The following is a 17,328-nucleotide window of genomic DNA, read 5'->3' as shown; positions in this document are numbered from 1 at the left end:
CGGCGCGGGTCAGTAGTAGTTGCCCATCAGCGACGCGGCCTCGATGAGCAGCAGCAGCGCGAAGGTGCGCATCAGCGCACGCAACTCGGCGCTGGCCGCGCTGCGCGTGCGCGGCGCGTCGTACACCGCCGACGCCAGCGGGATCAGCGCCACCGCCAGCCCGAAGCCCAGCGTCTTCAGCGCGAAGATCAGCGCCACCGGCGGGCTGAAGATCTGGCCGACGGTGCGCGTGTAGCCGTCGAAGGCCCACGGCGTGAAGCCGTAGACCTGCAGATAGGCGATGACCAGCGCCACGACGCAGCTCACCGCCGCCACCGCCAGCACCGCGAACACGCCGGCCAGCACGCGCGGCAGCAACTCGCGCTGCAGCACCGCCTGGCCCGCGGCGCGGCCGAGTTCCGGCGTCGCCGTGCCGCGCAGCGCGGCCACCGCCTCGCGCTGCGGCAGCGTGTAGCGCAGCGCGACGAACAGCGCCGCCGACAGCGGGATCAGCTCGAGCACCAGCACGCGCACCACCATCTCGATCGCGTACTGCGTCAGCCCGTAGCTGATCGCGGTGACGGTGACGATGCGGATCAGCACCAGCCCGGCCAGCGCCGACAACACGGTGAACCACGGCAGCGACGGTGCGGTGGCCAGGTACAGGTGGCGCGCCAGGGCCGGGCGCTGCGTGCGCGCGTAGCTCGACGGCGCCAGCGCCAGCACCAGCAGCAGCGCGCCGAGGTGCACGATGTGCCACCAGCCTCGCAGCCAGTCGAGCGCCGGCGACCAGGCGCCGCTGGCGGCAGGGTACCGGTCGGTGGTCATGCGGCGATCATAGGCCGCCGCAGCCGCCGGCCGCCGCAGCCGGCGTCGATACACTGTCGCCCCCATGTCCGACCGCCTCGCCGTGCTGCTGCAACACCTGCTGCCCAAGCAGGCGCTGACCACGCTGGCCGGGCGTTTCGCGTCGACCGAGGCCGGCGCGCTGACCACCGCGGCGATCCGCTGGTTCGCCCGCCGCTACGGCGTCGACCTCGCCGAAGCGGCCGAACCCGACCCGGCCGCGTACCGCACGTTCAACGCGTTCTTCACGCGCGCGCTGCGTGCCGGCGCGCGACCGCTGGCCGACGCGGCGTGGGTGTGCCCGGTCGACGGCGCGATCAGCCAGTTCGGCGCACTCGACGGCGACCGCCTGCTGCAGGCCAAGGGCAGCACCTACCGCGCGGTCGAACTGCTCGGCGGCGACACGGCGCTGGCGCGTCGTTTCGACGGCGGCCACTTCGCGACGCTGTACCTCAGCCCGAAGGACTACCACCGCATCCACATGCCCGCCGCCGGCCGGCTCGCCTCGATGGTGCACGTGCCCGGCGCGCTCTACTCGGTCAACCCGGCCACCGCGCGGGCGCTGCCGGGGCTGTTCGCGCGCAACGAGCGCGTCGTCTGCCTGTTCGACGGCGAGCGCGGGCCGTTCGCGATGGTGCTGGTCGGTGCGACCATCGTCGGCAGCATGGCCACCGCCTGGCACGGCGTGGTCAACCCGCCGCGCCCGGGCCGGGTGCGCAGCTGGCGCTACGACGGCGCCGACGCGCCGGTGCTGCGCCAGGGCGACGAGATGGGCCGCTTCCTGCTCGGCTCGACCGTCGTGCTGTTGTGGCCGGCGGTGCCGCTGCGCTTCAACCCGCAGTGGGCGCCGGGGCGCGCGGTGCGCTTCGGCGAGGCGATGGCCGACGACGCCTGACGCCTTGCCTTGCCACGCCATGGCCGTGACCACCCCCGCGCCGCACCGCGACCCGCAGCACCTGCTGCACCACGTGCGCGCACAGTGGGGCGGGCGCGGCGACCTGTGGGTGTTCGGCTATGCATCGCTGATCTGGCGCCCCGACTTCGACGCCGCCGAGCAGCGCCCGGCATTCGTGCACGGCTATCACCGCGCGCTGCGCATGCGCTCGCGCGTCAACCGCGGCACGCCCGAGTGCCCGGGGCTGGTGTTCGCGCTGCTCAGCGGCGGCGCGTGCCGCGGGCTGGTGTACCGCATCGCGGCGCGCGATGCGCCCGGCGAGCTCGAGCGGCTGTGGGCGCGCGAGATGCCCACCGGCGTCTACGACCCGCGCTGGCTTGCCTGCCACACGCCGCAGGGGCCGGTGCGCGCGCTGGCGTTCACGCTCAGCCGACGCAGCCCGAACTACACCGGCCGGCTGCACGACGACGAACTGCTGGGCGTCCTGCGCCAGGCCTGCGGTCGCTACGGCACCACGCTCGACTACCTGGTGCGCACCGCGCACGCGCTGCGCCACCACGGCATCGCCGACCGCGAGATCGAACGCCTGGTCGCGCTGGCGCGCCGCCACGGGCTGTGCTGAGCGCGCGGCACGACAAGGCGCCGACCACCCGTTGCGCAGGTCCCAGGCGCCCTCTCGGAGCGCGTCGACCGCAGCGAACGTTGGGGCCTCGTCCGGCGCTTTGCCACGCATCGCGCCGCCCGCCGCGTGCGCGCGCGTAGCCATTCCGCCGCCGCAGTGGATCCGGGCGTGCCGGTCCGCTGGCGGTGCCCGCTCGAAGGAGGTGCCGAAAGCGCGTCGGGGGTGGGTCGGTTCACCCGCGCTCGACGACCAGCGGCTCGGACAGGCCGCCCGCCGCGGCGCGCAGCAGCGACAGGTCGTCGACGGTGTCCAGGTCGACCTGCGTGCCGGGGTCGTCGACGTCGACGCCCAGCGACGGGTAACGCGCCACCAGCCGGCGCGCGCCCTCGTCGCCGTCGAGGCGCACCAGCTCCGAAAACAGCTCGGCGGCAAAACCCACCGGGTGCCCGCGCCGGCCCTCGAACTGCGCGTACGCCACCGGGTGCTGCTCCAGCGCCTGCGCCACCGCGACCATCGTCGCCGGCTGCACCAGCGGCATGTCGGCCGGCAGGATCAACCACCCCGGCGCGTCGGCGCGCGCGGCCACGCCGGTGGCGATCGAGCGGCCCATGCCCAGCCCGGGCTCGCTGCCGACCTCGGGCAGCACGACGATGTCGCGCGCCGCGACGTGCTGCCGCGCGATCGGCGCCAGCGCCTCGGTGGTCACCACCAGCACCGGCAGCGCGCTCGCGATCGCGTGCACCAGCGTCGTCGCCAGCACCGTCGACGTGCCCAGCGGCTGCGCCAGCTTGTGCACGCCGCCGGCAAAGCGGCTGCCGCGGCCGGCGGCGAGCACGATCAGCGAGGGGCGGTGGCGCAGCATGGCAAGGTCCGAGGCGACGGGCGCGTCAGGGTCGAGAATGACGGCGCCACCGGCAGGCAGGAACTGGGACGTGTACCTAAGGCCTTGCCCGTAAGCGCAATGGCGTAATCCATCGCAGGGATGCGGCCGGCGTCCCGGTATGCTCGTCGCATGAACCCCCGCATCGCCGAACTGCGCAAGAGCTACGAGAAGGCCGAACTCGACGAGGGCAGCGCCGCCGCCGACCCGCTGCAGCAGTTCCACCTGTGGCTGACGCAGGCCATCGACGGCGAGCTGCCCGAGCCCACCGCGATGACGCTGGCCACCGTCGGCGCCGACGGCCGGCCGTCGACGCGCGTCGTGCTGGTCAAGGGCTACGACGAACGCGGCGTCGTCTGGTACTCGAACTACGCCAGCCGCAAGGGCCGCGAGCTCGACGGCAACCCGATGGCGGCGCTGCAGTTCCACTGGGTCGAGCTCGAACGCGTGGTGCGCATCGAGGGCCGCGTCGAGAAGACCGCCGCCGACGAGTCCGACGCCTACTTCGCCAGCCGCCCGCTCGACTCGCGCATCGGCGCCTGGGCGTCGCCGCAGAGCGAGGTCATCGCCTCGCGCGCAGTGCTGGTGGCCAACGCGGCGAAGTACGCGGCGCGCTTCGCGCTGCACCCGCCGCGCCCGCCGCACTGGGGCGGCTACCGCTTGGTGCCCGACCGCTGGGAGTTCTGGCAGGGGCGCAAGAGCCGGCTGCACGACCGGCTGCGCTACCGGCTCGAAGGCGGCGCCTGGGCACGCGAGCGACTCGCGCCGTGACCCGGCGCGCCTCGGGTCAGGGCGCGGCGGCCGCGGCGCGCCGCTCGATCAGCGCGTCGATGCCGGCGAGGAAGCGCCGCAGGTCGATCGGCTTGGTCCAGTAGTCGTCGAAGCCCGCGTCGAGCGCGGCGCGGACGTCGTCGGGCATCGCGTTGGCCGACAGGCCGATCACCGTGCAGCCCGCCAGCCGAGGCTCGGCGCGCAGCCGCGCCAGCACCTCGGCGCCGTGCATGTCGGGCAGCTGCATGTCGAGCAGGACCACGTCGGGCGGCCCGGCCAGCGCCGCGGCGATGCCGCTGCGCCCGTCGACCGCGATGCGCAGTTCGACGTCGGGGCGCAGCCGGAACAGCCCCTCGATCAGCGTGCGGTTGACCTCGTTGTCCTCGATGCACAGCACGCGCAGGCGGCCCGGCGCCGGCGGTGGGGTGGCAGGCGAGGTGTCGCCCGCGGCGAGTGCGGCGTCGACCGCCGGCAACCACACGCGGAACTCGGCGCCGGCGTCGGGGGCGCTGTCGACCTCGATCTCGCCGTCCATGGCCTCGACCGCGCGGCGCACGATGGTCAGTCCGATGCCGCTGCCGGCGATGCCCTCGTGCTCGGCGCCCAGGCGCTCGAACGGCTCGAACAGCCGACGCTGCTGCTCGGCGCTGAGCCCGCGGCCGCTGTCGGCCACCACCAGCGCCCACTGCGCGACGCCGCCGCGTTCGCGCCGACGCGTGGCCAGGCGCACCCAGCCGCCGCGCCGGTTGTACTTGATCGCGTTGGTGAGCAGGTTGCTCGCCACCTGCACCAGCCAGCGTGCGTCGGCGCGCACCGTGCCGGCCAGCGGCTCGTCGCGTTCGATGCGCACGCCGTGCTGGTCGGCCATCGGCGCGACCCACGGCAGCACGCGCGCCAGCACGTCGTCCAGCGGCAGCGCCTGCCACTGCGGCTGGCGGTCGGCGGCGTCGATCGCCGCGAGCTCGAGCAGGTCGTCGATCAGCGACAGCAGGTGGCGTCCCGCGTCGCGGATGCGCGCGACGCGCTCGGCCTGCCGCGCGTCGAGCGGGTGCTCGCGGTCGGCCTGGAGCAGCTCGGCGAAGCCGAGCACCGCGTTCATCGGCGTGCGCAGCTCGTGGCTGACGCGCGCCAGCAGCGCCGACTGCGCGCGCGCCGCCTGCTCGAGCCGCTCGCGCTCGCGCCGCTCGGCCTCGGCCTGGTGGCGGTCGGTGACGTCGACGTTGATGCCGAACGCCACCAGGCGTCCGTCGCGCACCTCGCGCCGCGCCCAGCTGTAGATCCAGCGCTCGCGCCCGTCGGCGGTGCGCACGCGAAAGTCGATGTGCTTGACCGGGCGGCCGTCGCGGTCGGCCTGCTTGACGTCGGCGAGAAAGCGCGCACGGTCGTCGGGGTGCACGTAGCGCTCGAGGAACTCGTCCCACGCCGGCGACGGCGCGTCCGGCGGCAGTCCGTACAGCGCCAGCATCGGCGCGTTCCACTCGGTCTCGCCGGTGTCGATGTCGCGGCTCCACAGCCCGACGCCGGCGGCGTCGGTGATGTGGCGCACCAGCTCGCCCAGGCGCTGCGCCTTCTCGCGCTCGGCCATCAGTTCGGTCAGGTCGATCGAGATGCCGTGCAGTTCCGTGGGCCGGTCGTGCGCGTCGCGCACCGCGACGCGCCGCGTCAGCAGCGTGCGGCGGCTGCCGTCGGGGTTGACGAAACGCGCGATGACGTCGACCGCGGCGCGCGTGCGCATCGCCTGCTCGGCGGCGGCGACCACCGCGCCGACATCGTCGGGGTGGATCGTGTCGCGCACTGCCTGCAGCGGCAGCCCCTCGGGCACCGGCGGCACCGCCGACAGGCGGAACCCCGTCGGGTTGAAGTGGATGCGCTGCGTGGTCAGGTCGATGCGCCACACCGAGATGTCGGCCAGCTCGATCGAGCGCTCGAGCTGCGCGCTGCGCTCGCGTGCCGCCAGCGCCTCGGTGCGCGCATCGGTCTCGTCGATGACCACGCCGCGCGCCAGCGCCGGCGCGCCGCTGGCGTCGCGCAGCAGGTCGACGAACGAGTGCACGTGGCGCACGCTGCCGTCGGGCCGCCGCAGCCGGTAGCGCAGTTCGCCGTGGGCGCGCGCGCCGGCGCCCATCTCGGCGTGGAAGGCGGCGAGGCGCTCGCGGTCGTCCTCGTGCACCACCGCCAGCACCTGCTCGAAGCCCGGTGTGCCCGCCACCGGGTCGAGCCCGCACAGCTCGAACATGCCTTCGTCCCAGCGGCCGGCGCCGGTGCGCAGGTCGCGCTCGTAGACCCCGATGCGCCCCGAGCGGCGCACCACCGCCGGCAGGTCCGGCAGCGGCGCGGGGGGGCGGTCGTCGTGCATGAGCCGGCGCTGAGTGCGGCGCCAGTGTAGCGAGGCGCCGGCGCCGCTCAGCGCGCCGGCGTGGCGTCGCTCAGGCGGTAGAACAGGCCGTAGCGGTCGTCGGCGAGCACCGCCATGCGCCCCTCGAGCGTGACCGCGTCGACGCTGTAGCGCACCGGCTCGCGGGTGCGCACCTCCACCAGGCCCTCGGGCCCGGCCGGCACGCAGAACGCGCAGGTCGTCGGCACCGCCGACAGCAGGAAGTGGCGCTGGCGTTCGCCCGGCTCGAGCGGCAGCATGAAGCCCTGCAGCCGCACCGTCTGGCCGTCGAGCGCCTTGACCGGGTCGGGGAAGGTGGGCACGACGCGGTTGTTGCGCACGCGCGTCGTCACCATCGCCAGCAGCCGCCACGGCACGACGCCCTCGCGCTCCTCGATCGGCTTGAACGTGCTGCGCGGGTCGTGGAAGCCGGGGCCCTGGCCGGCGAGCGGCGGCGACAGCGGCTGCGCGGGCGACGTTGCCACCCCGGCGGCCAGCCACAGCGCGACGAGCGTGCGCGCGCCGAGGCGCTCAGTGCTCATGGCGCATGCCGCAGTAGCGGCCGATCGCCAGCCCCTTGCACTCGGTACGCAGGCGCTCCTGGCACTCCTGCTCGGGGCGGCCCGACTCGAGGCAGCGCGCGGCGTTCTCGTGCGCCGCGGCCATCGCGCGGTGGCGTTCGATGTCCTTGCGCGCGTGCTCGGGCAGCTTGGCCTGCGCCATCGCGCCGGTCACCAGGGCCAGCAGCGCCACCGCCACCGAGGCCGTAAGGCCCCGAAGCCATCTTCCAGCTTGCATCGTCCCGATCTCCTGTCACGTCGACACCACCGCGGCTAGCGCGGCGACTGCAGCAGCGCCGTCACGTCGAGCCGCAGCGCGCGCCACGCCGGCACCGCCGCGGCCAGCAGCGCCAGCGCGAACGCCGCCGCCGCGATGCCGAGCACCCCCGGCGACCACCACGCCCCGGTGACGGCCAGAGAGCGCTGCGCCGCCAGGTACCAGCCTAACAAATGCGTCAAGCCGTGGCCGATCGCCAGGCCGAGCGCGACGCCCAGCAGCATCAGCCACAGCGCCTCGGCGACCATCAGCGCGGCCACGCGAACCGGCGGCGCGCCGAGCATGCGCAGCATCGCGAGGTCGCCCTGGCGCTCGCGCACCGCGTGCATCAGCGCGACGAACACCGACAGCGCGGCGACGGCCATCATCAGCGCGCCGAAGCCGCGCAGCACCTCGGTGCCGGCGCCGACGATGCGCAGCAGCCGCGCCGACTCGAGCGCCGGCGCCGCGGCCTGCAGGCCGGCCTGCGCGTTGACCCAGCGCGGCAGCATCGCCGCCGCCAGCGGCGAGCGGTAGCCCACCAGCAGCAGCGTGACCTCGCGTTCGGCCTCGAGCGCGGCGCGGTCGGCGTCATCGAGCGCGACGTCGTCCTCGTGCACGCGCCACACCGACTCCAGGCTGGTGAGCACCAGGCGGTCGAGCACGCAACCGCAGCGCGCCAGCCGCCCGGTGACGGTGTACGGCGTGTCGCCGTGCGCGTGCCCGTCGGCGCCGAGCCCGTGCACGCCGACGAAACGCCCGCCCTCGCGCAGCCCGGTGGCCGCCGCGACGTCGGCGCCGACCACCGCCTCGAGTTCCGCCTGCCACCAGCGCCCGCCGGCCAGGGTCGCGCCGTACAGCGCCGGGTAGTCGGCGGTGGTGCCGACGATGCGGAAACCGCGCACGCTGTCGCCCAGCGACAACGGCACGACACGCTCGACCAGCGCGTGCCCGCGCAGCGTGGCCAGCGTCTGCAGCGGAATGCTGCCGCCGGGCACGTCGAGGTGAAAGACGCCGGCGAGGATCAGCTGCAGCGGGCTGCCCTTGGCACCGACCACCAGGTCGATCCCGGCCAGGTCGCGCTGCACCGCGTGCTCGACCTGCTCGCCGACCCGGCGCACGAACACGATGGCCCCCAGGCCGAGCGCGAGCAGCGCCAGGTTGAGCGCCGCCACCAGCGGGCGCGCCCACAGGTAGCGCCAGGCCAGCGCGGCCAGGCTCACGACCGCGCTCCGCGACTCGTCCCGAGCGAAGCCCGCGACCGGGGCACGGCGCCGGCGCTCACGCGGCGACGCCGAGCCGCATCTCGACGGCCGCCGGCAACACCGCGGCGACGCGAGCGTCGTGCGTGGCCACGAGCAGCGTCGCGCGCTGCTCGGCCGCCACCTCGGCGAGCAGCGCCACCGCGCCGCGTGCGTGCGCGTCGTCGAGGCTGGCGCTGGGCTCGTCGGCCAGCAGCAGCGCCGGTGCGCGCAGCAGCGCGCGCGCCAGCGCGACGCGCTGTGCCTGCCCGACGCTGAGCTCGTGCGTGTGCCTCGCCAGCAGCCCCTGCAGCCCGAGGCGGCGCGTCACCGCGTCGATGCGCGCCGCGTCGACCGGCTCGCCGACCGCCACGTACGGCAGCGCGAGGTTGTGCGCGACGCTCAGGCTCGCGCTCAGGTGCAGCCGCTGCGGCACGAAGCCCAGGTGCGCGCCGCGCCAGGCGTCGCGCTGGCGCGGCGCCAGCGCGGTCACGTCGACGCCGTCGACCACGACACGCCCGGCCGACGGCGTCAGCAGCCCGGCGACGATCGCCAGCAGCGTCGACTTGCCGCTGCCCGACGGCCCGCGCACCAGCACCTGCGTGCCCGGCGCGACCTCGAGGTCGGCGAAGGCCAGCGTCGGCCCGTGCGCGTACGCGTGGCGCAGCCCCTGCAGCACGAACATCGGCCGACGTTCAGCCGCGCCACCGCGAACGGAAGGTGCGGCGGAACTTCTCGACCTTCGGCGCGACGACCGCCGCGCAGTAGCCCTGCTGCGGGTGGTTCGCGAAGTAGTGCTGGTGGTAGTCCTCGGCGCGCCAGTAGTTGCGCTCGGGCTCGAGCTCGGTGACCACGCGTCCGCCGTGCGCCGCGTTCGCCTCGGCCCACACCTCGCGCGCCACCGCCTCGTGCGCCGCGTCGTGCCAGTAGATGCCCGAGCGGTACTGCGGCCCGATGTCGTGGCCCTGGCGGTCGCGCGTGGTCGGGTCGTGGATCGCGAAGAAGATCTCGAGCACCTCGCGCAGCGTGATGCGCGCGGCGTCGAAGCGCACGCGCACCACTTCGGCGTGGCCGGTGTCGCCGCGGCACACCTGCTCGTAACTCGGGCGCTCGGCGTGGCCGTTGCTGTACCCCGACTCGACGCCGAGCACGCCGTCGACGTGCTCGTAGACGGCCTCCAGGCACCAGAAGCAGCCGCCGGCCAGGGTGATGGTCTCGGGTTTCATCGTCGTCGGTCGTCGTGATGGGCACTGTCTCGGTCAGCGCAGTGCGAGAGAAAGTTCCGCGCGCGGGCTCCAGCCGCCGGCCGCGGCCTGGGCACCGGCCGCGGAGGCGGAGGCGGACGCCGCGGCCGGGGCGTCGGCGCCGCGCACGCGCGGCGCGCCGACGAACAGCCGCTCGGCGGGCAGACCGCGTGCGACCAGCGCGTCGCGCACCGCCAGCGCGCGCTGCAACGCGAGTTCACGCGCCGCATCGTCGCCTGCGGGCACCGCCGCGGCCAGGCGCGCCTGCATCTGCGCCAGCGGCAGCGACTGCAGCAGGCCGAGCAGGTTGCGCGGCCGGTCGGGCAGCGGCGTGTCGCGGTACAGCCGCTGCACGATGCGTTCGCGCTGCTCGGGCGTCGGCGCAGGCAGCGGCGCGTCGGCCGCCGCGCCGGCGCGCACCGCCTGCCTGCGGTGTTCGGCGACGATGCGCGCCTCCAGCGCCGCGAGCTGCATCGCGTCGCGTTCGGCCGCCGGGTCGACGACGCCGGTCACCGTCAGCCGCAGCGCGGGACGGTCGGTCAGCGCCTGCGCGACGCGGTCGAGCCCGGCCGCGGCGTCGGCCGCCAGCGCCGACGTGCCGGCGACGAAACCGACCTGGCTCGAGTCGGGCCCGCCGCCGCCGGCGAGCGCCGCGAACGGCGCGGTGACCACCTTGACGATCAGGTTGCCGATCATGCGCCACACCAGGCCCCAGACGCTGAACTTCGGGTCGTTGATGCTGCCGCTGATCGGCAGGTTCACGTCGATCACGCCGTGGCGGTCGGCCAGCAGCGCCAGCGCCAGGCGGATCGGCAGCTTGGTCGCCGAAGGCGAGTCGACCTTCTCGCCAAAGGTCAGCTGGTCGAGGACGACCTGGTTCTTCGCGTCGAGTCGGCCGTCGGCGTCGATGCGGTAGGCCACGTCGACGCTGAGCTTGCCGCGCTCGATCGCGTAACCGGCGTACTTGCCGGCGTACGGCGACAGCGGCGCGAGTTCGAGCCCGGTGGCGCGCGCCTGCAGGTCGAGCACCGGGGGCCGCACGGCAGGGTTCAGCGCGCCGCGGATCTCCAGCTCGGCGCTGCCGGCGGCGCGCCCGTTCAGCTCGAGCACGGCCATCTCGCGGCCGCTGCTGCTGAAAGCCCCCAGGCGGCCCTGCAGCCGGCTCAGGTCGGCGCTGTAGTTCGGGCGGATGTAGCGGTCGGTGAAGTCGACGTGGCCGTTGACGAAACTCACGCCGCCGACGGCCAGATCGATCGGCCAGGGGGTCTCGGTCGCTGGCGCAAAGGCCGCCTCGGTGCGCGTCTTGGGTCCGGCGTCGGGCTCGGCGTCGTCGCGCGCGGCGACGTCCTGCAGGTTGAAGCGTCCGCGCTCGTCGATCACCAGCTTCGAGAAGAAGTCCGACAGCTCGACCGCGTCGATGCGCAGATCGGGCCGTTCGCCGGCCGCGGCGTGCAGCGCGATCTTCTGCAGCGCCAGGCGCTCCCAACCGATCAGTTCGGCGCCGCCGCCGGTGGCCGTCAATGGCTCGTGCACGTGCACGTCGGCGAGCACGGCGTCACCGTCGGCGCGCAGCGTCCAGCGCGCGCCGTCGGCCTCGACCTGCAGCGCGCCGCGCCAGTCGGCTTCGGCGTGCGCGACGTCGACGTCGATCGCGTCGCCGAGGTACGGTACGACGGCGTGCAGCGGCAACCGCACCGCGTCCAGCGTGCCGTCGGCGCGCAGCGGCCAGGGTTGCACGCGGCCGCGCCAGGCGATCGTCGCGTCGGCGGCGTCCTGCGCAGCGCCCGGGTCGCGCAGCCGCGCGTCGACGCGCAGCGACGCCGGCGGCGTGCCGCGCCGTGCCGGCCAGGCGAGCTGCCGCAGGTCCAGCGCGACGTCGTGCAGTTCGAGCCGCACCGGCGTGTCGGTCTCGGCACCCGTCGGCCGTTCGTCGACGAAGCGCAGGCGCGCGCCGTCGATCCGCAGCCGGCCGAGCCGCGCGCTCCACCCGGGCGACGCCGGGCTGCTCGGCGGTGGCGTCGTGTCGCTCGGCCCGGCGAACAGCCGTGCCACGTTCCACTGCCCGGCCGCGTCGCGGTGCAGCGACGCCTCGGGCCGCCGCAGCGTCACGTCGCCGACCTCGACGTGACGCTGCGGCGCGTCGAGCCTCACGCCGCTCACCTGCAAGTGCTGCCAGCGTGCGGCCGCCGTGCGGCCCGTGCCGCCCAGCGTCAGGTCACCGACGCGCACGGCGGGGGCGCTCAGCACGAGCCGGCCCGGCGCGTCGCCGCGGACAGCTGCCCAGTCGAGCGCGGCCTGCACGTCGGCGCGGCCGTCGAGCCGGGCCGCGAGCACGTTGGCGAGGTACGGCGCCAACCGCGACAGCCGCAGACGCTGCACCTCGGCGCGCAGCGCCGCCGCGTCGACGCCGGCCTCGCCTTCGACCCGCAGCCGGGTCGCCTCAGCGGTCGGCGCGCGCGTGTCGGCGGCCCATTGCGCCTCGAACGCCACCGGCACCGGTGCGGTCGCCGGCCACGCGATCGCCCCCGTCGTCGCCGACACCGGCGCGACACGCCAGTCGACCGCGGGCCGCACCGCGTCGTCGCGCCAGCGCAGCGTCGCGTCGACGAGTTCGAAGCGCTGCAGGCCGAAGGCCCAGCCGCCCGGCGCGGCCTTCGCCGTGCCCGCCGCGCTGGTCGCGCCGGCCGCACTCGCTGCACCCCCCGCGCCCGCCGCGCTGGCGGCGATGCCGGGCGACACGGGCGCGTCGCGGCGCGCCAGCGCGAGCAGGTTCAGCCTTCCGGCGGCGTCGCGATGCGCGTGCAGCGTCGCACCGTCGATCGACAGCCGCTGCAGCATCGCGCGGCGCGCCAGTGGCTGCACGTCGGTCAGCGCCGCCTCGAGGCGCGGCACGTCGAGCAGCCGAGCACCGGCGGTGTCGTCGATCGCGACGTCGACCGCCGTCGTGCGGCCGCTGACGCGCACCACGGGCACCCTGTCGGCGTCGACCTCGAAGTCGACCGCCAGATCGGCGCCCAACCGGGCCCGGCGCAGCCGCACCGGCAAGCCCTCGAGCAGCGATTGCAGATACGGCTGGTACGGCGCGACGTCCACCGCCTCGAAGCGCAGTTCGAGCCGCGTCTTGCGGTCGTCGGCGAAAGGCGTCGACACCGCGGTGCTGGCAAACGCCGCACCGTTGAGATCGAAGGCGAGTTCGGGTTCGACCTCGACCTCGACGTCGGCCGGCAGGTTCGACAGAAACGGCAGCCCGACGCGCAGTCCGCCGAGTTCGTGCACCGCGGCGGCGGCGCGATCGTCGAGGCGCAGCGCGCCGTCGGTGACGCGCAGGTTGTACAGCGCGAAGCGCGGCGGCACGGTGTCCGGTTCGGGCACGGCGTCGGCGGGACGCGACAGGCGCGCGAGCACGTCGTCGACGTCGGTGCCGTCGGCTCGGCGCTGCAACTGCAACCGTGGCGCGTCGAGTTCGACCGCGCGCAGCACCGGTGCGAGCTTCCACAGCGACCGCCACTCCGCGTCGACGAACAGCCGTCGCAGCGCGAGCTGCGGCTCGGCGCCGGGCACCTCCTTCTCGACGCGCAGCCCGTGCAGCGTCAGTTTCAGCGCCGCCAGCGAGACTTCCACGCGCTCGACGCCCACGCGACGCCCCAGCCACTCGCCGCCGCGTGCCTCGATCTGCGACTTCAGCAACGGCGGCAGCGCCCAGGCCAGCGCCGCCCACGCCGCGCCGAGCACCAGCCCCACCGCGATCGCGCGGCGCCCCCAGCGCGCAGCGTCAGCCATGGCATGCATCTGCGGTCATCGCTGCGCATGATGCCCTGCGCACGGCCGAAAAAACGAAACCCCTCCGCGCCGAAGCTTGGAGGGGCGGGCGACTGACGTCGCCGATTCGGGGCTCCGGAGGGATGGGGTCCGGGGCCCCTGGGGCACAGAGACTGTGCCCATTCATGTGACCTGCCCTCGGCAGGCAAGCGCACCATAACGCCGTCGCCGCCACGCCGCAAGCCGCCGCATCAAGGTCGAGGCGAACTTGTGTCTATCGCCGTGGCGTCAGCGCTTGGCCGAATCCATCACCGCGTCGAACAGGCCGGTCACCCTGGCCTCGACGTCGGCCGCCATCGTGATCGGCCGTCCCCACTCGCGCGACGTCTCGGCGGGCCACTTGTTCGTCGCGTCCAGGCCGATCTTGCCGCCCAGCCCCGACACCGGCGACGCGAAGTCGAGGTAGTCGATCGGCGTCGAGTCGACCAGCGTGGTGTCGCGCACCGGGTCCATGCGCGTCGTGATCGCCCAGATCACGTCCTTCCAGTCGCGGATGTCGACGTCGTCGTCGGTGACGACGATGAACTTCGTGTACATGAACTGGCGCAGGAAGCTCCACAGCCCGAACATCACGCGCTTGGCGTGGCCGGGGTAGCTCTTGCGGATGCTGATCACCGCGAGCCGGTAGCTGCAGCCCTCGGGCGGCAGATAGAAGTCGACGATCTCCGGAAACTGCCTCTGCAGGATCGGCACGAACACCTCGTTGAGCGCGACGCCCAGCACGGCGGGCTCGTCGGGGGGCTTGCCGGTGTAGGTGCTGTGGTAGATCGGGTCTCGCCGGTGCGTCAGGCGCTCGACGCGCAGCACCGGGAACCAGTCCTGCTCGTTGTAGTAGCCGGTGTGGTCGCCGAACGGGCCCTCGAGCGCGTGCCAGTAGCCGCCGACCTCCTTCATCGCCACGCCGTGCTCGCTGGTCGCGGTGGCGCCCGGCTCGGCCGGCGGCACGTGGCCTTCGAGCACGAACTCGGCGCTGGCGGGCACGTCGAGCATCGTCGCGCCCTCGCCCACCGACGACGCCGCCACCTCGGTGCGTGCGCCGCGCAGCAGCCCGGCGAACTGGTACTCCGACAGCGTGTCGGGCACCGGCGTGACCGCGCCGAGGATCGTCGCCGGGTCGGCGCCCAGCGCCACCGCGATCGGGAACGGCCGCCCCGGGTTCGCGCGCGCGAAGTCGCGGAAGTCGAGCGCGCCGCCGCGGTGCGCCAGCCAGCGCACGATCACCTCGCGCGGACCGATCACCTGCTGGCGGTAGATGCCCAGGTTCTGGCGCCGGCGCGGGTTCGCCACCGACTGCGGCCCGCGCGTGATCACCAGCCCCCAGGTGATCAGCGGCCCGGCGTCGCCGGCCCAGCACCACTGCACCGGCAGGCGCCCCAGGTCGACCGCGTCGCCGGCCAGCACCTCCTGCTGGCAAGGCGGCGAACGCACGTGCGCCGGCTTCATGTCCCACAGCGCCTTGGCCATCTGCAGCAGCCGGCCGGCGTCCTTCAGGCCCTTCGGCGGCTCGGGCTCCTTCAGCGCAGCCAGCACCCGGCCGACGTCGCGCAGGTCGCCCAGCGTGCCGGCGCCCATCGCGCGCGCCACCCGTTCGGGGGTGCCGAACAGGTTGCCGAGCACCGGGATGCGGTGTCCCGCGGGCCGCTCGAAGAGCAGCGCCGGGCCGCCGGCGCGCAGCACGCGGTCGCACAAAGCCGTCATTTCGAGGCGCGTTGACACCGGATCGGCCACGCGACGCAGTTCGCCGGCGGTTTCGAGCTGGCCGATGAAGTCGCGCAGGTCCCGGTATGTCATCGAATTTCGGAATTAGAGAAGCACTTCTTATGCTTGACTGGTTATTTTCACCGTTCCTAGAATCCGCCCAGCCTGAAGAACTCAGGGTTTACCCGTCGCCGCCGCAGGTTGGGTCGCCGGTCGATGGAAGCTGCAGACCGGCCCGCCGGGCGTCCGCAGAGGGTTGCCGAGCGGCAGCCGGGCATTATCGCCACCGGGCACCGGCCGCCATCTCGGCCGGCGCGACGAAGGTGGCCGCGAGAAAGGACCGTGATGAGCGTACGAGACTTCGCACGCACAGCCCGCGAGTCGACGTCGGTGTTCCTGCGCGACGTCGGCAACGGGCTGCTCGAGATCAGCCACAACGGCCTGGCGCTGCTGGGCCTGGTCGTCGTCGCCGCCGCGGTGTTCGCGTTCGGCCATGCCGACCTGCGCCAGCGCATCGAGGTGGCCGCGCTCGACTGGCTGCAGACGCGCCAGGAAGCGCGCCTCGAAGCCGATGGCGACCTGCTGGGCCTGTTCGCCGAGCCGCAGGCGGTGGCGCGCGCGACCGCGGCCGACCCGGCCGAGCTCGACCGCCAGCAGAAGGCCGTGGCCACCTGGATCTCGCGGCGCTACCGCGTCGCCCCCGAGCCGGTGAGCCGGCTGGTGCAGGAGGCCTGGCAGGTCGGCGAGCGCGCCGGGCTGGACCCGACGCTGATCCTCGCGGTGATCGCCATCGAGTCGCGCTTCAACCCGTTCGCGCAGAGCCCGGTCGGCGCGCAGGGCCTGATGCAGGTGATGACCCGCGTGCACAACGAGAAGTACGAGCCGTTCGGCGGCAGCCACGCCGCCTTCGACCCGGTGACCAACCTGCGCGTGGGCGTGCAGGTGCTGCGCGAGTACGTCTCGCGCAGCGGCAGCATCGAGATGGGCCTGCGCTGGTACGTGGGCGCGGCGCACCTCGACAGCGACGGTGGCTACGTCGGCAAGGTGCTCGGCGAGCAGCAGCGGCTGAAGCTGGTCTCGCAGGGCAAGGCGCTGTCGCCGCACGCACCGATGCGCCCGCTGCCGCTGGCCGTGCCCACCGCCGCGCCGGTCGAGGCCGAGGCCGCGCCGGCGGTGCAGAAGGTGGCGATGAACTGAACGTGACCGGGGCCGCGACGGGGGCTCCGCTACACTCGCGGCTGCCGCGCGACTGGCGATAGGCCCCACCGAGACGGCCGGGGCCGAGGTGGACGACCACCGGGGAGCGCGGGCCGTCGACGCCGCCGCGGCGGCCGACCGGCACCCGCCGTTCGCCTGGGCAGCCCTCGACCGTGCACGGCCGATGCCGCGCGCGGCGTTCGAAGGCCCTTCACACCGGAGTTGCCCACGAAGGGGTCTGCCATGTTCGACCGCACCCGCCACACCCTCGCCCACGTCGACCCCGACGTCTGGGCCGCCATCGAGGCCGAGAACCGCCGCCAGGAAGAGCACATCGAGCTGATCGCCAGCGAGAACTACACCTCGCCGGCGGTGATGGCCGCGCAGGGCTCGCAGCTGACCAACAAGTACGCCGAGGGCTACCCCGGCCGCCGCTACTACGGCGGCTGCGAGAACGTCGACGTCGTCGAGCAGCTGGCCATCGACCGCTGCCGCGAGCTGTTCGGCGCGAACTTCGCCAACGTGCAGCCCAACTCGGGCTCGCAGGCCAACCAGGCCGTGTTCTTCGGCCTGCTGCAGCCCGGCGACACGATCATGGGCATGAGCCTGGCCGAGGGCGGCCACCTGACGCACGGCATGCCGCTGAACATGAGCGGCAAGTGGTTCAAGGTGGTCAGCTACGGCCTGGACGCGAACGAAGCCATCGACTACGACGCGATGGAGCGCCTGGCGCACGAGCAGCGGCCCAGGCTGATCATCGCCGGCGCGAGCGCCTACAGCCTGCGCATCGACTTCGAGCGTTTCGCGAAGGTCGCCAAGGCGGTCGGCGCCTACTTCATGGTCGACATGGCGCACTACGCCGGGCTGATCGCCGCCGGCGTCTACCCGAACCCGGTGCCGCACGCCGACGTGGTCACCAGCACCACGCACAAGAGCCTGCGCGGCC

The 17,328-nt window shown here is 74.2% G+C and carries 15 protein-coding genes; 5 read left to right on the top strand and 10 right to left on the bottom strand.

All coding sequences use genetic code 11. The features are described from left to right. Positions 1 to 9: 9 nt before the first annotated feature. Positions 10 to 807, bottom strand: a complete 798-nt coding sequence (locus PKC53_RS11430) for an ABC transporter permease (RefSeq protein ID WP_324428627.1) — start codon at positions 805 to 807, stop codon at positions 10 to 12. Between the two features lie 64 nt (positions 808 to 871). Between PKC53_RS11430 and asd the strand changes: the two genes are divergently transcribed. Further along, positions 872 to 1,720: an archaetidylserine decarboxylase gene (asd, locus tag PKC53_RS11425; protein ID WP_324428625.1), complete on the top strand. Its 849-nt coding sequence runs from the start codon at positions 872 to 874 to the stop codon at positions 1,718 to 1,720. Between the two features lie 19 nt (positions 1,721 to 1,739). Beyond that, positions 1,740 to 2,342, top strand: coding sequence for a gamma-glutamylcyclotransferase (locus PKC53_RS11420; protein WP_324428623.1), 603 nt, complete (start codon positions 1,740 to 1,742; stop codon positions 2,340 to 2,342). A 232-nt stretch (positions 2,343 to 2,574) separates the two neighbouring features. On the opposite strand, the gene PKC53_RS11415 is transcribed toward PKC53_RS11420, so the two are convergent. Further along, entirely contained in the window at positions 2,575 to 3,204 is a 630-nt protein-coding gene (locus tag PKC53_RS11415) for a nucleotidyltransferase family protein (RefSeq protein WP_324428621.1), read from the bottom strand. Between the two features lie 150 nt (positions 3,205 to 3,354). Here PKC53_RS11415 and pdxH point away from each other — a divergent pair, with 150 nt between their 5' ends. Beyond that, a complete protein-coding gene (gene pdxH, locus PKC53_RS11410) occupies positions 3,355 to 3,993 on the top strand; it encodes a pyridoxamine 5'-phosphate oxidase (protein ID WP_324428619.1) in 639 nt (212 codons plus the stop codon). A 16-nt stretch (positions 3,994 to 4,009) separates the two neighbouring features. On the opposite strand, the gene PKC53_RS11405 is transcribed toward pdxH, so the two are convergent. The 8 genes from PKC53_RS11405 to PKC53_RS11370 all read right to left on the bottom strand — a co-directional run bounded on the left by PKC53_RS11405 (position 4,010) and on the right by PKC53_RS11370 (position 15,278). Further along, entirely contained in the window at positions 4,010 to 6,349 is a 2,340-nt protein-coding gene (locus PKC53_RS11405) for a PAS domain-containing protein (protein WP_324428617.1), read from the bottom strand. Between the two features lie 47 nt (positions 6,350 to 6,396). Then, positions 6,397 to 6,909, bottom strand: coding sequence for a DUF3299 domain-containing protein (locus tag PKC53_RS11400; RefSeq protein ID WP_324428615.1), 513 nt, complete (start codon positions 6,907 to 6,909; stop codon positions 6,397 to 6,399). Beyond that, positions 6,899 to 7,090: a hypothetical protein gene (locus PKC53_RS11395; RefSeq protein ID WP_324428697.1), complete on the bottom strand. Its 192-nt coding sequence runs from the start codon at positions 7,088 to 7,090 to the stop codon at positions 6,899 to 6,901. Before PKC53_RS11395 ends, PKC53_RS11400 begins: the two co-directional genes overlap by 11 nt. A 110-nt stretch (positions 7,091 to 7,200) precedes the next feature. Next, entirely contained in the window at positions 7,201 to 8,406 is a 1,206-nt protein-coding gene (locus PKC53_RS11390) for an ABC transporter permease (protein ID WP_324428613.1), read from the bottom strand. Positions 8,407 to 8,464: 58 nt separating this feature from the next. Next, complete coding sequence (locus PKC53_RS11385; protein WP_324428611.1) at positions 8,465 to 9,109, bottom strand: ATP-binding cassette domain-containing protein; 645 nt, start codon at positions 9,107 to 9,109, stop codon at positions 8,465 to 8,467. Positions 9,110 to 9,119: 10 nt separating this feature from the next. Beyond that, a complete protein-coding gene (gene msrA, locus PKC53_RS11380; protein ID WP_324428609.1) occupies positions 9,120 to 9,650 on the bottom strand; it encodes a peptide-methionine (S)-S-oxide reductase MsrA in 531 nt (176 codons plus the stop codon). A 33-nt stretch (positions 9,651 to 9,683) separates the two neighbouring features. Then, entirely contained in the window at positions 9,684 to 13,448 is a 3,765-nt protein-coding gene (locus tag PKC53_RS11375) for a DUF748 domain-containing protein (RefSeq protein ID WP_324428606.1), read from the bottom strand. 267 nt (positions 13,449 to 13,715) lie between these two features. Beyond that, a complete protein-coding gene (locus tag PKC53_RS11370; RefSeq protein WP_324428604.1) occupies positions 13,716 to 15,278 on the bottom strand; it encodes a UbiD family decarboxylase in 1,563 nt (520 codons plus the stop codon). A gap of 252 nt (positions 15,279 to 15,530) precedes the next feature. Between PKC53_RS11370 and PKC53_RS11365 the strand changes: the two genes are divergently transcribed. Continuing rightward, complete coding sequence (locus tag PKC53_RS11365; protein ID WP_324428602.1) at positions 15,531 to 16,382, top strand: lytic transglycosylase domain-containing protein; 852 nt, start codon at positions 15,531 to 15,533, stop codon at positions 16,380 to 16,382. Positions 16,383 to 16,625: 243 nt separating this feature from the next. Next, positions 16,626 to 17,328: serine hydroxymethyltransferase (locus PKC53_RS11360; protein ID WP_324428600.1), on the top strand; the 703-nt coding region annotated here is incomplete at its 3' end.

This window comes from Azohydromonas sp. (genome assembly GCF_035325925.1).
Lineage (GTDB): Bacteria > Pseudomonadota > Gammaproteobacteria > Burkholderiales > Burkholderiaceae_C > Calidifontimicrobium.
Note: the sequence above shows the minus strand (reverse complement) of the source record. Positions and strands in the feature narration are given on the sequence as shown.